Origin of the sequence: Leclercia sp. LSNIH3 (genome assembly GCF_002935105.1) — a bacterium.
Lineage (GTDB): Bacteria > Pseudomonadota > Gammaproteobacteria > Enterobacterales > Enterobacteriaceae > Enterobacter > Enterobacter adecarboxylatus.
Window position 1 is genome coordinate 3,715,636 of sequence record NZ_CP026387.1, and the last position, 13,105, is coordinate 3,728,740.

The window sequence follows — 13,105 nt, forward strand, 5'->3', positions numbered from 1 at the left end:
ATCTCGTCATGATTAAAGCCCGCAGTCAGCGGGCTTTTTTTCGCCGGTATCATTTCACCGATTGCTCAATGGTCCGAGCAATTTCTTCCGGCTGACTCACCATCGATACATGGCTTGCCGTTACTTCGGTAGTTTTGGCATGAATCGCTTTCGCCATGGCTCGCTCCAGGTCCGGGTTGATCATCCGGTCATTCTTGCTGACCACATACCAGCTCGGCTTATCACGCCAGGCTGCGTGGGTAACTTTTTCCGCAAAGGCATCTGCACGTATCGGGCCTTGGGTAGCGGTCAGCGTGTTCTGCTCAGCCGCTTTAAGGTCTGGCGCAAAGTCCTGGCGTACCGATTTGCCCGGCAGATAGAGAAAACCGTCGGCGGTTTTAGCGATTCCTGCGCTGCCCGGTGGGGCAGGATAGCTCCCCGCCAGATCCGCCGTGGACTGGCCTGAGTCCGGGGCAAATGCCGCCACATAAACCAGTGATTTCACCCGCGCATCGTTGCCCGCCTCGCTGATCACCGTGCCGCCCCAGGAGTGCCCCACCAGCACCACATCGCCGTTAGCCCGGGCGATGGCGCGTTGGGTGGCGGCGACATCCTCTTTCAGCGACGTGAGCGGCAGCTGAACGGCAATGACCTCGGTATGCTGACGTTGCAGTTGGTCGATAACCCGGTTCCAGCTGCTGCCGTCGGCAAAAGCGCCATGCACCAGCACCACGGTTTTAGTATTCGCCAGCGCCGTACCACTGGCCGTAGCCAGCAGCAGGCCCACTGCGAGGGAATGAATAGAGAGTTTTTTCATGGTTAAGCCTCAACGATAAATATCGGCGGTGCCTGACAGAGTGTTGTTTCCCCCGGCAGAAGTAATGTGGAACGCGCCTGCACCTGCTTTGGCAGCCTTGGCCTGCAGTTTCGCCTCCAGATCCGCGAGCGACGTTGCGCCGCTGCTGTCGGAAACGGTGCCAATTTTTTGCAGCCCCTGAGGCTGGTTAATTTCCTGGGCAGCGAAAGCGCTAGGAGCCATGGCAGCAGAGAAGGTCAGAACAGCAATCAGTAATGTTTTCATGGTTCAAATCCTCAAAAATAGGTAAGGGGTTGTGTTCAGTGCATAACCGCAGCATGCGGCGGCACGGTGAATTCGATGGTTTTACGGTCAACAGGCTTATGGGTTGGGTCGGCAAGAATAATGGTCACCTTGTGATGACCCGCGGGGAGTCCCACCAGAATGACAGGCTCACCGCTGGCGTCGGCCCAGTGCCAGGGGTTGTCATCCACGATGACGTGGATATGGCCGATGCGCGGTGTCACTTTTAGCGCTTCGGGTCCGAATACGGGTTCGATGCGAATGTTCTCTGTACGGTATTGAATAAAGACCGCGCCTTTACTTAGCGGGCCAGCCAGCGGCGGATCGACAATCAGCTTCGCCGGGGGCTGCGTTTGTTCGAGCGGTGCGACGGCGGCAGGGCCGTTAACATCCGCGGCACTCAGCCCGCTTAACGGCGCGGCCCAGGTGCAGCCAGACGTCAGCGCGAACAGAGTGAGCAATAAATTTTGACGCATCATTCGGGTATCTCCTCATCAGGTCATCAATGGCGACAGATACAGAAAACCATTTTTATGTATCGGGTCTGTTTGCTGCGGGCGGCTTTTTTGTATGGCTGCGTAAGCAGGGCGTCGCGGATACAGTGCGATACATTCCGCGCAAGCGCGGGGCAGGGTCTGCTGGCATGGTGTCTGCAGTGGCATCCATGTGGGTGCTAAAGCAAACAGGAGGATCACCATCATGAATCACGAAAAAGTGGCGTTGGTTTTCGGCGGCGCACGCGGGATTGGGGCGGCCATTGCGTTGCGACTGGCGCACGAGGGCTATCGGATTGCCATCACCTGGGTATCACGCCCGGACCGGGCGCAGGCGCTGGTCTCTACAATTGAACGTCAGGGCGGGCAGGCGATAGCCATTGAGGCCGACAGCGCAGACGCGGCGGCTATCCAGGCGGCAGTGGATACGACGTTACAGCAGTACGGCAGGCTGGATGTCGCGGTGGTCAATGCGGGCGTGTTACGTCTCGGGACCATTGAGGCATATTCGCTGGCAGATCTGGATGCCACTCTGGCCGTCAACGTGCGCGGCGTCTTCCTCGCCATTCAGGCGGCGGTTAAACAGATGGCCGAAGGCGGACGGGTGATCACCATCGGCAGTAATACCGCGGTACGTACCGGTCATGCAGGCAGCAGTGTTTATGCCATGAGTAAAGCGGCCGTGGCGTCGATGGTGCAGAACCTCGCGCTGGATCTGGCGCCACGACGCATTACGATCAACAACATCCAGCCGGGTCCCATCGCCACCGATATGACCGCCGGAATGGCGGAGCAGATCGTCGGAAGCATTCCGCTGCAGCGGATGGGGGAGCCGGACGAGATCGCCTCGCTGGCGGCATGGCTTGCCGGTGAGTCGTCCGGCTACATGACCGGCGTAAGCCTGACCATTGACGGTGGCTTTGTACTTTAGTCGCTGAGGGCAGGGATGCCTGCTTCACTCTGTGAGGCCTGACCCTTTACAATCGCCACCGCCAGTCCGGCAATCACCAGCGTTAGCCCCCACGATACCCACATCCCGCCGATTACCCCTGCTGCCCGGTTCAACCAGGCGTAGGCCAGCGGGGAGGCCGCTGCCATCAACTGGGCGGGGATCAGCAGTACCCCGGTGCGTCGGGCATACTCTTCAGGCGCAAATAGCTGCAGCGGCAGCGTGGCTTTCACGATGGTCACCAGCCCGTTAATCGCCCCATAGCCCAGCACAAAACCGGCGGCAGACCAGAGGAAGAGCGTACTGCTCAGTCCGAGCAGAAAGCAGACCGGCATGGCGAGGGCGGTAAACAGCGTCAGGCGCAGCGGAGTGAGTCCTGCCCCGGCAACCACCTCCAGAAAGCGCGCCCCGGTCTGCCCCATGCCCCATAACATGCCGACGGTAACCGGCAGCCCCACGCTGGCAATAAATTCCGGCAGGTGGGTGGAGGTGCCGTTAGAGATAAAGGTGATCAGCGCAATGAATGTGGCATACAGCCAGCCGTTGCGTCGATCCTGTCCTCCGGCAGGTGGGGCCGGTTTACGTTCTGTCGGGCGGGTGTGATGAGGTATCGACAGGGTTAATGCCGCGCTCAGCAAACCGAACAGGGCATACACCAGCAGTGCATCCCGCCAGCTCATGATCGTCAGTAGCGCATCGCCCAGCGGCCAGAACACGACCGAGGCCAGCCCGCCAGCCAGCGTGACGCGGGAGATAGTTCGCCGCGCCTGTTGCCCGTAAAGAGTTACCAGCGCCGCGAACAGCGCATCGTACAGCGACAGACGCATGCCAATGCCGGCCACAATCCATGCCGCGTACCAGGTGACAAGCGAATGAGCGTAGGCCATCGCCCCACAGCTGGCGGAAATCAGCAGCGAGCCAATCATCACCACACGCTGTCCTCCCATTCGCGCCAGCAGGTTAGCGACAAACGGCGAGAGGGCGGCCATCACCAGCATGGCGAGAGTCAGGCCCGAATAGATCGCCGGTGACGACCAGCCGCTATCGGCCGTGATTGCCCGGGCGAAGGTGCCCGGCATATAAAAAGAGATCCCCCAGTTGATAAGCTGGTTGCAGCCGGTGGTAAGGGGGAGCGTGCGGGGCAGGGCCAGGTTTTTCATTATCTTTCATTCCATCAGACAGTTATCCTGAGCATATCGCGCGCATCAGGAGGCTGGCAGGCCGGTGCGTTTATGGCTCCTATAAGAGAAACTTTGTGATGACGACGCTGAATCTGGGACAGTTGGCGACCTTTCGACTGGTCGTTCAGCGCGGCAGCTTTTCTGCGGCTGCGGATGTGCTGGGGATTTCGCAACCGGCGGTCAGTCTGCAGATCCGCCAGCTTGAGCAGTTTTTGCAGGCGCGGTTAATCGAGCGTACCGGGCGGGGCGTCAAAGCCACGGCGGCCGGGCTGGCGTTATTCACCCACGGCGAACGTATTGAGCAGGCGGTGGACGAGACGATCCGGGCGGTGGCCGCGTTTAGCCAGGAGGTGAGCGGAACGATTACAATCGGGATGGGGGCGACGGCCTGCATCCATCTTCTGCCGCCGCTGTTGCAGCAGCTCCGTCAGGATCATCCCTTGCTGCGGGTGGGGGTCACCACAGGCAACACCCTGGAGATCGTTCGTGCCATAGAAGAGAACCGTCTCGATCTGGGCCTGGTGACCTTACCTGCTGCGGGGTCGGCCCTGGCGAGCGCGCCGGTGATGGATGAAGAGTTTGTTTTTATTGCCGCAGCCGATCAGCAGAGGCTGTTTACCACTTTGAACGCAACGGAGCTGCAGGCTCACTCTTTTATCGCTTTTGGTGCCGGGAGCAGCACAAGGGCAGTGATCGACGCCTGGTTCCAGGCCAGCGCTGTGCAAGTGGAACCGGTAATGCAGTCCGGCAGTATCGAGGCAATTAAACGCATGGTGCGTGTCGGGCTGGGGTACAGCATTATTCCACGCATGGCGGTAGCGTGTGCAGAAGACCGGCAGGGATTATGCGTGCAGTCGCTTACGCCGGTTTTACAGCGCCAACTGGCGATCGTCATGCGTCAGGATAAAGTACTGAGTAAAGGTATCAGCGAAATCATTCGATTATTACAAACCGTGAAATAATTTAATTAGCCCGTAAAAACAACCGGATTAATTAATTGTCGTGGAGGGACGTTCGACATATTCGCCCGAGAGGCTGGATTGTTGCGCCTGCTTTTTCTCCTGGTGGTGATACCAGGCTCCAATGGAGGAGTAAACGAAGCGGCCCACAAAAAAGAATAAGCTGATTAGCAGTATGATACGCGTCATCCGAGTGTTAAACCGATGTCGTTTCCGCATACGTGTGGCCTGACTCACTATAGTGTTCCTGAAAATACCCTGAGGGCGATATGCCATTAAGGCATACGGGGGCCACAGGGGTCAATTATTCGGATTGTAAAATTACGTCAACAATAATTCACTTGTTGTTATGTATAATAATTACTTTATTTACGCCATTGATAAATCACACAAAAGTAGCGTTAAAAAATGTGAATATTTTTTTCTGGTAATAATATCTTTGATTTAAGTCAAATCTTGCTTGCCCTGGCTTACTAAAATCTTTGCTCCTTCGTGTAAGTGTTATTTGCCCGCACGACTATGTCGTCAGGTTGGATGCCTGTCTGAACTGCCCCTGGATGAGCGGGTTAACTATGGCATCTATGACTATTTTCTCCTTATACAAAACATACAAAGACCGCTGGTGGGCACTGCCGTTGATCTTGCCGATCGTGCTGCTGCCTGTTGCGCGTCTTGCCACCACCTACGCCCAGATTAACGGAAACCCGGTCGTGCTTTATTACATGCCGCTGGCATTCTTACTGTCGCTGATGCTGTTTTATGGCATGGCGGCTGTGCCGGGCATAGTGATTGCACTCTTTGTTCGCTATTACCCCTCGATAGGCGGGTACGAAACTGCCATGGCTATTGGCCATTTCATGATTCCGATAACCCTCAGTTGGGGCGGATATCGGGTCTTCGCCCCCCGCCGTAACAGGGTCGCCTATGGCGACGCACGGCTGATGGGGCAGCGATTGTTCTGGCAAATGTTTTGTCCGGCCACGATTTTTCTGCTGTTGTTTCAGTTCGCCATCTACCTTGGCGTCTATGAGACGCGGTTTGACCTGGTAAATCTCAGCCCCTCCGGGATTCGTTCGCTGATTAACTATCAGGCCCTGCTCGTTGGCTGCCTGACGGGCGTGCCTTTCAGTTATTTCATCATCCGCACCCTCCGTCATCCCCGCTACCTGCGAAGCCTGATGTCGCAGATTAAGGGCCAAATCGACGGTAAAGTCACGGTAATGGAAGTGGTTATCTGGACAGCGGCAACCAGCGCGCTGCTGGCCTTGCTCCTCTGGCCCATCACCGAAAACAGCACCATCTTTAGTACCAATTACACCCTGTCGCTGCTGATGCCGGTAATGCTATGGGGATCGATGCGCTTCGGTTATAAGCTGATGTCCCTCATCTGGACCCCGGTGCTGATTGTCTCTATTCACTTTTTTGACAGCTATATTCCCCAGTCGCAGGGCTATGACATTCAGCTCACCATCACCACCTCCAGCTATCTGGTCTTTACCTTTGTGGTGGTTTACATGGCGATGCTGGCGACGCGTCAGCGGACGATTAATAACCGCGCCAGACGGCTGGCATTTCTCGACCCGGTGGTACACATGCCCAACCTGCGGGCGCTCACTCGCGCCCTGGGGAAAAAACCCTGGTCGGTGCTCTGCTTCCTGCGCATGCCGGAACTGGAGATGTTGGGGCGCAACTACGGCTTATTACTCCGTATCCAGTACAAACAGAAACTGGCCGCGTGGATTAACGGCTGTCTGCAGCCGGATGAGTGCGTGTATCAGTTGTCCGGGCACGATCTGGTATTACGGCTGAATACCGAGTCTTATCAGTCCCGTATTGACGAGCTGGATTTGCATATCAAGCGTTTCCGCTTTCTCTGGGACGGGATGCCGCTCCAGCCGCAGGTGGGAATCAGCTATTGCTACGTGCGTTCCCCGGTGGTGCACCTTTATCTTCTGCTGGGTGAGCTGGGCACCATTGCAGATCTCTCCCTGGCAACCAATCACCCCGAAAACCTGGAGCAGCGGGGCGCCATAAATCTGCAACGTGGCCTGAAAGACAAAGTCGCGATGATGAGTCGCCTGCAACGCGCGCTGGAAAAAGATCAATTTACCCTGCTGGCACAGCCCGTACAGGGGATCCGTGGGGATGACTATCACGAGGTGCTGCTCCGGCTGCAAAATGATGACGCGGAGCTAATATCGCCCGATGTATTCCTGCCCGTCGCGCAGGAGTTTGGCCTCTCTTCGCGTATCGATATGCTGGTGGTGGAGAAGACGCTGCAGTTTATGGCCGATAACCGGGAGAGCCTGCCGGGTCAGCGATTTGCCATTAATCTGTCGCCGTCATCCGTTTGCCGGGCACAACTGCCCCTTGAGGTGGGCCGCCTGCTGCAAACCTATGGCATTGAGAGCTGGCAGCTTATTTTTGAGATCACCGAGAGCAGCAGTTTTTGCAACGCCGGGCTGGCCATGCAGACGATGAATCATTTGCAACAGATGGGATGCCGGATTGCTATTGATGATTTTGGCACCGGCTACGCCAGTTACGCCCGCTTAAAAAATGTGGATGCCGATATCCTTAAAATCGACGGCAGCTTTATCCGCAATATTGTCAGCAATAGCCTGGATTATCAGATTGTGGCTTCGATTTGCCATCTGGCGCGGATGAAGAAAATGCTGGTGGTGGCGGAGTATGTCGAGAGCGAAGAGATCCGTTGCGCCGCGGAGGCGCTGGGGATTGATTACTTCCAGGGTTATTTAATCGGTAAGCCCGTACGGCTGGAGACGTTACTGTCGAAACAGGCGCTCATGAAGAGCGCCTGACAGGAGATTACGCGGCGACGTTCGGAGAGTGCTCTTCTTCAATTTTCAGGCACCAGCCGGTAACGGCGCTCCAGTACTGCTGCTCTCTTTCCAGATCCAGCAGCACCAGTGCGTTCTGGCTAAACCAGTCGTGCGGGAAGCTTAACGTCCAGTGGTTATCGTCCGTGGTGAGCGTCAGCGTCGGCGGCGTGGTTGTCGCCTGGCGCTGGTTGTTGAGCAGCACGCCCAGACGTAACAGCTGGATCAGCGGCAGGAACTGTTTTTTCTTGAACAGCGTAAAGCGTGGCAATTCGTCCAGCTTAACGGCTTTGCGATGATAGCGTACCAGCGAAGCCATCATGGTCTGCTGCTCCTGGTTAAAGCCAGGCAGATCGCTGTTTTGCAGAATGTAGGCCGAGTGGCGATGCATCCCGCTGTGATTGATGTTCAGCCCGACTTCATGCAGCATCGCCGCCCACTTAAGCAGAGCCGCCAGCTGCGGATGCGCCAGTTTCGGGTTCTGGGTTTCCCACTGTTCATACATATGAGTGGTGGTTTCCAGCACCCGCTTCGCCTGCTCGCGATCGATGTTGTACTGATTCGCCAGGCTCTGCGCGGTACGGCTGCGAATATCCTGGTGACGGAACCGACCTTCCATCTCATACAGCACGCCTTCGCGCAGTGCGCCGTCAGACAGGCGTAGCTCACGGATGGCCAGCGCATCGAACACGCCGCACAGGATGGCCAGACCCGGTACAAAGACCGCTTTGCGCTCTTCAGATAGCCCAGGCAGGCTCAGCGCCTCAAAGCTCTTATGCTTGACCACCTCTTCCATCAGCATCGACAGACGCTCCGGGGTGATAAAACCGTCTTTTTCGCCCATCTCCACCAGCACTTCATGTGCGGCTTTGATCGTACCTGAAGCGCCGAGCGCCACGTTCCAGCCCTGGAGTCGATATTGCCAGGCAAGCGTCTCCAGCTTTTGAACCGCGGCCATGCGCGCACGCTGGAAGTTTTCCCGGGTAATGATCCCGCCCGGGAAATAGAGTTGGGCAAAACTGACGCAGCCCATCCGGCGGCTTTCGACCAGATGCGGCTCAAAGTTTTCGCCAATCACCAGCTCGGTAGAGCCACCGCCGATATCGATCACCAGCTTGCGGCCTTTTTCGGGCTGAGTATGTTCCACACCCATGAAAATCAGTCGGGCTTCTTCATTGCCTGAAATGATCTCGATAGGGTAGGGGATCACCTGCTCCGCACGCTTTAAAAATTCCGTGGCGTTCGAGGCCTGACGAAGAGTGTGGGTTCCAACAATGCAAACGCTCGACGGGGTGAAACCCTGCAGACGTTCAGCAAACAGCGACAGGCAGTTTAGCCCGCGCTCCATGGCCTCTTCGCTGAGCATATTGTTAGCATCCAGGCCATCCGCCAGGTGAACGCGCTGTTTCAGCCGACCGATGATCTGCATTGCGCCATCAACCTCACGGGCAATGACCATGTGGAAGCTGTTAGAACCAAGGTCGACTGCAGCAAATTCCTGCGGTCGTGGGGTCTTATCGTTTATCGGCATAGGTTAATCGGGTTGCTCGAGTGATTTGATATAGTCGTAAATCGCCAGCTGTGCCCGTACTTTACGGCGATTGCCGCGCGGCACATAGCGGTTGCTCAGTTCTTTATCGATATAACGTGCTTTTACAGTATCGCTTAACAATAAATCGATGATATCAAGAATTTGTTGCTTCAATCGCGGGTCCAGCAGCGGTGCCGCCACTTCGATTCGATAATCGATGTTGCGCGTCATCCAGTCTGCGGAAGAGAGGTAAACGCGTTTATCGCCACCGTTCTCAAAAATATAGATGCGATCGTGTTCAAGATAGCGGTCAACGATGCTCATGACGCGAATATTTTCGCTGATGCCTTCCAGATCGGGGATCAGGGAGCACATACCGCGGATCAGCAGATTGACCTGAACCCCGGAACTGGACGCTGCATACAGACGATCCACCAGCCCTTTATCGACGAGGTTGTTGAGCTTCAGCGTAATGCCAGCCGGCAGGCCGTTCTGGGCATTAGCAATCTCTTTGTCGATCATATCATACAGCAGGCGACGAGAGTTTTGCGGCGATACCAGCAGGTAGTCGAAGCTGACCGGACGATACGGGTTCTCAATGAAGTTAAAGACCCGGCGCACCTCGTTGGTGATGCGCGCATCGGCGGTGAGCAGCGAGTAGTCGGTGTAAATTCGCGCCGTCTTCTCGTTAAAGTTGCCGGTACCGATGTGGGCATAACGCACGACATCATCCCCCTCTTTACGGGAGATGAGGAACAGCTTGGCGTGGATCTTCAGCCCCGGGGCCGAGAAGATCACGTGTACGCCCGCTTCGGTCAGACGGCGCGCCCAGTGAATGTTGGCCTCTTCATCGAAGCGTGCCTGCAACTCTACCACCACGGTGACTTTCTTCCCGTTATGGGCGGCATGAATCATCGCATCGATAATGCGGGAGTCTTTCGCCACGCGGTAGATGTTGATTTTGATCGCCAGCACGTTGGGATCGAACGATGCCTGACGCATCAGCTCCAGCACATGTTCAAAGGTGTGGTACGGATAGTAGAGCAGGACGTCGCGCTCGCGAATGGCATCGAAGCCGTTGCGGAACTTATCGAACCAAATATGGCGCAGGCGCGGCAGCGGCTTGTTCACCAGGTTGGCTTTGCCGACGTTCGGGAAGCCGATAAAGTCTTTAAAGTTGTGATAGCGACCGCCCGGCACGATGGAGTCGTAGCGGGAGATGGTCAGCTTTTCACGCAGCATCTCGACCATCGCGTCCGGCATATCACGCTGATACACAAAGCGCACCGGCTCGGCGGTTAGACGTTGCTTAAGGCTGGAGGACATCAGCTCCATCAGGCTGGCTTCCATCTCGTGCACCAGGTCGTACTCGGCGTCACGGGTCATCTTCATGGAATAGGCGTTCAGCGCGTCGTAATCGAAGAAGCCTTTAAAGATGTCGTCCAGACAGTAGCGCAGGATGTTATCCAGCAGGATCATCGGCTTGCGACGACGCGGCGTTTCCGGCGGCAGATTGACGAAGCGCGGCACCTTATCTGACGGGATCTCCAGCAGCGCATAGCGAATGCTGTCGCCGCGGATAATTTCTACCGCCAGATAGGTGTAGTCATCCTTCAGGAACTGCACCAGATCGGTTTCACGGTTAATCAGAATGGGGGTGATGTGCTGGCGCAGATACTGTTTGAAATAGTGGCGTAGCCAGCTCTGCTGGTTGACCGAAAGCTGTCGCTCATTGATCAGGAAGATTTGATTGCGTGCCATCTCCAGCAGCAATTCGTTATACAGACTGTCAAATTCCTGATCGGCTTTTAGCACTCGGGACTGGATCTTGCCAAGCAGATGACGCGAATTCGAGTTTAAACCCTGCTCTTCGCTAATGATGATTCGGCGTTTCAGTTCAGCAAAGCGAACTTTGTAGAACTCGTCCAGGTTGTTTGAGTAAATCCCCAGAAAACGCATGCGCTCAATCAGCGGGTTACTTTTATCCGCTGCTTCCTGAAGCACGCGCTCGTTGAATGCTAACCAGCTTAACTCTTTCTCGATGTATAACTTTTCCTGACCCATTACTACTCACACTCCAGTTCAATCACAGGACGTGGTAAATCCGTCTCGCCTTTATTATGGCGAGCATTTCCACTATATGTCCAACTGTGTCAGAAAAGTATGACAGTTAAATTTTTTCTTGAAGAATAATAGAGGGTTGGCGGCATTGCCCGTCGGCGCTTTGTTTGCGCGGACCTATATTCAGAGAGACCGGGTAAGCAAAGCCTACCCGACAAAAGATTACTCTTCGGCCGCATGGCCTTGTGGAGGTAGCGGCGAGCCATCCAGCCAGGCGGTGCCGTCGCGCATCGCCAGGCGGCCATCCACAAACCAGCTCACCACCAGCGGGTAGATGGCGTGCTCCTGGGCCTGAACCCGGGCGGTAACATCCTCTTCGCTGTCGCCTTCAAACACCGGCACTTTCGCCTGCAGGATCACCGGGCCGCCGTCCAGTTCGTCAGTGACAAAGTGAACCGAGGTGCCGTGCTCCGCGTCGCCATTCTCCAGCACCTGACGATGAGTATTCAGGCCAGGATATTTTGGCAGCAGGGAAGGGTGGATGTTCAGCAGACGTCCGGCATAGTGGGCTACAAACGCCGGGCTGAGGATCCGCATATAGCCCGCCAGCACCACCACATCCGGGGCGTAGGCGTCGATCTCCTGCACCAGTTCGCGGTCAAAGGCTTCGCGGCTGGCAAACTGGGAAGCGCTGAGCGCATGCGCGGCAATGCCCGCTTCGCGGGCGCGCTCAAGGCCGAACGCATCGGCCTTGTTACTGAATACTGCGCGGAGGGTGCCGTTGATTTTCTTCTGTTTGCAGGCATCGATGATAGCCTGCAAATTACTTCCGTTACCGGAAATGAGCACCACTATATTTTTCATTCAATGACCACACGCTGTTCGGCATCAGAAGCCTTGATGATACCGATTTTCCACGCGTTTTCACCTTTCGCCTGCAGCAGCGCCAGGGCATTGTCCACTTCGCTGGCTGGCAGGGCGATCAACATCCCCACGCCGCAGTTGAAGGTGCGATACATTTCGTGGTCGCTAACGTTACCGGCATCCTGCAGCCAGTTGAACACCGCTGGCCACTGCCAGGAGGATTCGTCGATCACGGCCTGGGTGTTGTCCGGCAATACGCGTGGGATGTTTTCCCAGAAGCCGCCGCCGGTCAGGTGGGCGATAGCGTGAACGTCCACGTTCGCGATCAGTTCCAGGATGGATTTCACGTAGATACGGGTAGGTTCCAGCAGGTGATCGGCCAGCGGTTTGCCTTCCAGTTCGGTCGTCAGCGGGTCGCAGCCGCTGACTTCGACAATTTTACGCACCAGCGAGTAACCGTTGGAGTGTGGGCCGCTGGAACCCAGGGCAATCAGCACATCGCCGTCGGTCACTTTGCTGCCGTCAATGATCTCGGACTTCTCGACAACGCCCACGCAGAAACCGGCTACGTCGTAATCTTCGCCGTGATACATCCCCGGCATTTCAGCGGTTTCACCGCCAACCAGCGCACAGCCAGACTGCAGGCAGCCTTCAGCGATACCGCTGATCACGCTGGCTGCGGTGTCCACGTCCAGCTTGCCGGTCGCGTAGTAGTCGAGGAAGAACAGCGGCTCAGCACCCTGAACCACCAGGTCGTTAACACACATGGCAACCAGATCAACACCGATGGTGTCGTGGCGTTTCAGATCCATCGCCAGACGCAGCTTGGTGCCTACGCCGTCGGTGCCCGAGACCAGAACCGGTTCACGGTATTTTTGCGGCAGCGCGCACAGGGCGCCGAATCCTCCCAGCCCACCCATTACTTCCGGGCGGCGGGTTTTTTTAACTACCCCTTTGATACGGTCAACCAGCGCATTACCTGCGTCAATATCTACACCGGCATCTTTGTAGCTGAGAGAAGTTTTGTTGGTCACGGCTCAAGTCCCCACGCGATTGCATTGCGATTGTAAGAAAAATCGGCGCAATTCTAACAGTCCAGGCAAACGTTTGCGAGCCTATTCTGCAACAGAAAAACGGGTCCCTGAAAA

General features: G+C 56.2%; 12 protein-coding genes. 3 read left to right on the forward strand and 9 right to left on the reverse strand.

The genetic code is table 11. The annotated features are described in order from the left end of the window. Positions 1-49: 49 nt before the first annotated feature. The 3 genes from C3F35_RS18055 to C3F35_RS18065 are packed head-to-tail and all read right to left on the reverse strand — an operon-like array spanning position 50 to position 1,557. On the reverse strand, positions 50-796 hold the full coding sequence (locus tag C3F35_RS18055) for an alpha/beta fold hydrolase (RefSeq protein WP_077226711.1): 747 nt from the start codon (positions 794-796) through the stop codon (positions 50-52). A 9-nt stretch (positions 797-805) separates the two neighbouring features. Beyond that, entirely contained in the window at positions 806-1,060 is a 255-nt protein-coding gene (locus C3F35_RS18060; protein ID WP_103793044.1) for a YdgH/BhsA/McbA-like domain containing protein, read from the reverse strand. A 35-nt stretch (positions 1,061-1,095) separates the two neighbouring features. After that, a complete protein-coding gene (locus tag C3F35_RS18065) occupies positions 1,096-1,557 on the reverse strand; it encodes a DUF6130 family protein (RefSeq protein ID WP_103793043.1) in 462 nt (153 codons plus the stop codon). 220 nt (positions 1,558-1,777) lie between these two features. On the opposite strand from C3F35_RS18065, the gene C3F35_RS18070 reads away from it, so the two are divergent. Further along, positions 1,778-2,503, forward strand: a complete 726-nt coding sequence (locus C3F35_RS18070; RefSeq protein ID WP_103793042.1) for an SDR family oxidoreductase — start codon at positions 1,778-1,780, stop codon at positions 2,501-2,503. On the opposite strand, the gene C3F35_RS18075 is transcribed toward C3F35_RS18070, so the two are convergent. Beyond that, positions 2,500-3,681 carry an MFS transporter gene (locus C3F35_RS18075; RefSeq protein ID WP_103793041.1) on the reverse strand — a complete coding sequence of 394 codons (1,182 nt, stop codon included), beginning with the start codon at positions 3,679-3,681 and terminating at the stop codon, positions 2,500-2,502. The genes C3F35_RS18070 and C3F35_RS18075 overlap by 4 nt on opposite strands. 98 nt (positions 3,682-3,779) lie before the next feature. Between C3F35_RS18075 and C3F35_RS18080 the strand changes: the two genes are divergently transcribed. Continuing rightward, positions 3,780-4,664 carry a LysR family transcriptional regulator gene (locus C3F35_RS18080; RefSeq protein ID WP_103793040.1) on the forward strand — a complete coding sequence of 295 codons (885 nt, stop codon included), beginning with the start codon at positions 3,780-3,782 and terminating at the stop codon, positions 4,662-4,664. Between the two features lie 27 nt (positions 4,665-4,691). Here the strand turns inward: C3F35_RS18080 and C3F35_RS18085 are convergent, their stop codons facing one another. After that, entirely contained in the window at positions 4,692-4,898 is a 207-nt protein-coding gene (locus C3F35_RS18085; RefSeq protein ID WP_059307415.1) for a YfgG family protein, read from the reverse strand. A gap of 344 nt (positions 4,899-5,242) precedes the next feature. Here C3F35_RS18085 and C3F35_RS18090 point away from each other — a divergent pair, with 344 nt between their 5' ends. Next, positions 5,243-7,483: a sensor domain-containing phosphodiesterase gene (locus tag C3F35_RS18090; RefSeq protein WP_103793039.1), complete on the forward strand. Its 2,241-nt coding sequence runs from the start codon at positions 5,243-5,245 to the stop codon at positions 7,481-7,483. A 7-nt stretch (positions 7,484-7,490) separates the two neighbouring features. Here the strand turns inward: C3F35_RS18090 and ppx are convergent, their stop codons facing one another. From ppx to purM, 4 genes are all read right to left on the reverse strand, one after another. After that, the gene (gene ppx / locus C3F35_RS18095) at positions 7,491-9,032 is read right to left on the reverse strand and encodes an exopolyphosphatase (RefSeq protein WP_032613070.1); all 1,542 of its coding nucleotides are present in this window, start codon (positions 9,030-9,032) and stop codon (positions 7,491-7,493) included. Between the two features lie 3 nt (positions 9,033-9,035). Continuing rightward, a complete protein-coding gene (ppk1, locus tag C3F35_RS18100; protein ID WP_032613069.1) occupies positions 9,036-11,096 on the reverse strand; it encodes a polyphosphate kinase 1 in 2,061 nt (686 codons plus the stop codon). Positions 11,097-11,315: 219 nt separating this feature from the next. Beyond that, positions 11,316-11,957 (reverse strand): phosphoribosylglycinamide formyltransferase, encoded by a 642-nt coding sequence (gene purN / locus C3F35_RS18105; protein WP_032613068.1) that lies wholly within the window; start codon positions 11,955-11,957, stop codon positions 11,316-11,318. Next, positions 11,954-12,991 carry a phosphoribosylformylglycinamidine cyclo-ligase gene (purM, locus tag C3F35_RS18110; RefSeq protein WP_059307417.1) on the reverse strand — a complete coding sequence of 346 codons (1,038 nt, stop codon included), beginning with the start codon at positions 12,989-12,991 and terminating at the stop codon, positions 11,954-11,956. The genes purN and purM overlap by 4 nt, the downstream gene beginning before the upstream one ends. Positions 12,992-13,105: the final 114 nt, after the last annotated feature.

Excerpts from the sequence above, each read along its gene's own strand:
- ppk1 (WP_032613069.1), bottom strand. The coding sequence starts at position 11,096 with ATGGGTCAGGAAAAGTTATACATCGAGAAAGAGTTAAGCTGGTTAGCA.
- C3F35_RS18090 (WP_103793039.1), top strand. The coding sequence starts at position 5,243 with ATGACTATTTTCTCCTTATACAAAACATACAAAGACCGCTGGTGGGCA.
- C3F35_RS18070 (WP_103793042.1), top strand. The coding sequence starts at position 1,778 with ATGAATCACGAAAAAGTGGCGTTGGTTTTCGGCGGCGCACGCGGGATT.
- C3F35_RS18080 (WP_103793040.1), top strand. The coding sequence starts at position 3,780 with ATGACGACGCTGAATCTGGGACAGTTGGCGACCTTTCGACTGGTCGTT.
- C3F35_RS18055 (WP_077226711.1), bottom strand. The coding sequence starts at position 796 with ATGAAAAAACTCTCTATTCATTCCCTCGCAGTGGGCCTGCTGCTGGCT.
- C3F35_RS18065 (WP_103793043.1), bottom strand. The coding sequence starts at position 1,557 with ATGATGCGTCAAAATTTATTGCTCACTCTGTTCGCGCTGACGTCTGGC.
- ppx (WP_032613070.1), bottom strand. The coding sequence starts at position 9,032 with ATGCCGATAAACGATAAGACCCCACGACCGCAGGAATTTGCTGCAGTC.
- purN (WP_032613068.1), bottom strand. The coding sequence starts at position 11,957 with ATGAAAAATATAGTGGTGCTCATTTCCGGTAACGGAAGTAATTTGCAG.
- C3F35_RS18075 (WP_103793041.1), bottom strand. The coding sequence starts at position 3,681 with ATGAAAAACCTGGCCCTGCCCCGCACGCTCCCCCTTACCACCGGCTGC.
- C3F35_RS18060 (WP_103793044.1), bottom strand. The coding sequence starts at position 1,060 with ATGAAAACATTACTGATTGCTGTTCTGACCTTCTCTGCTGCCATGGCT.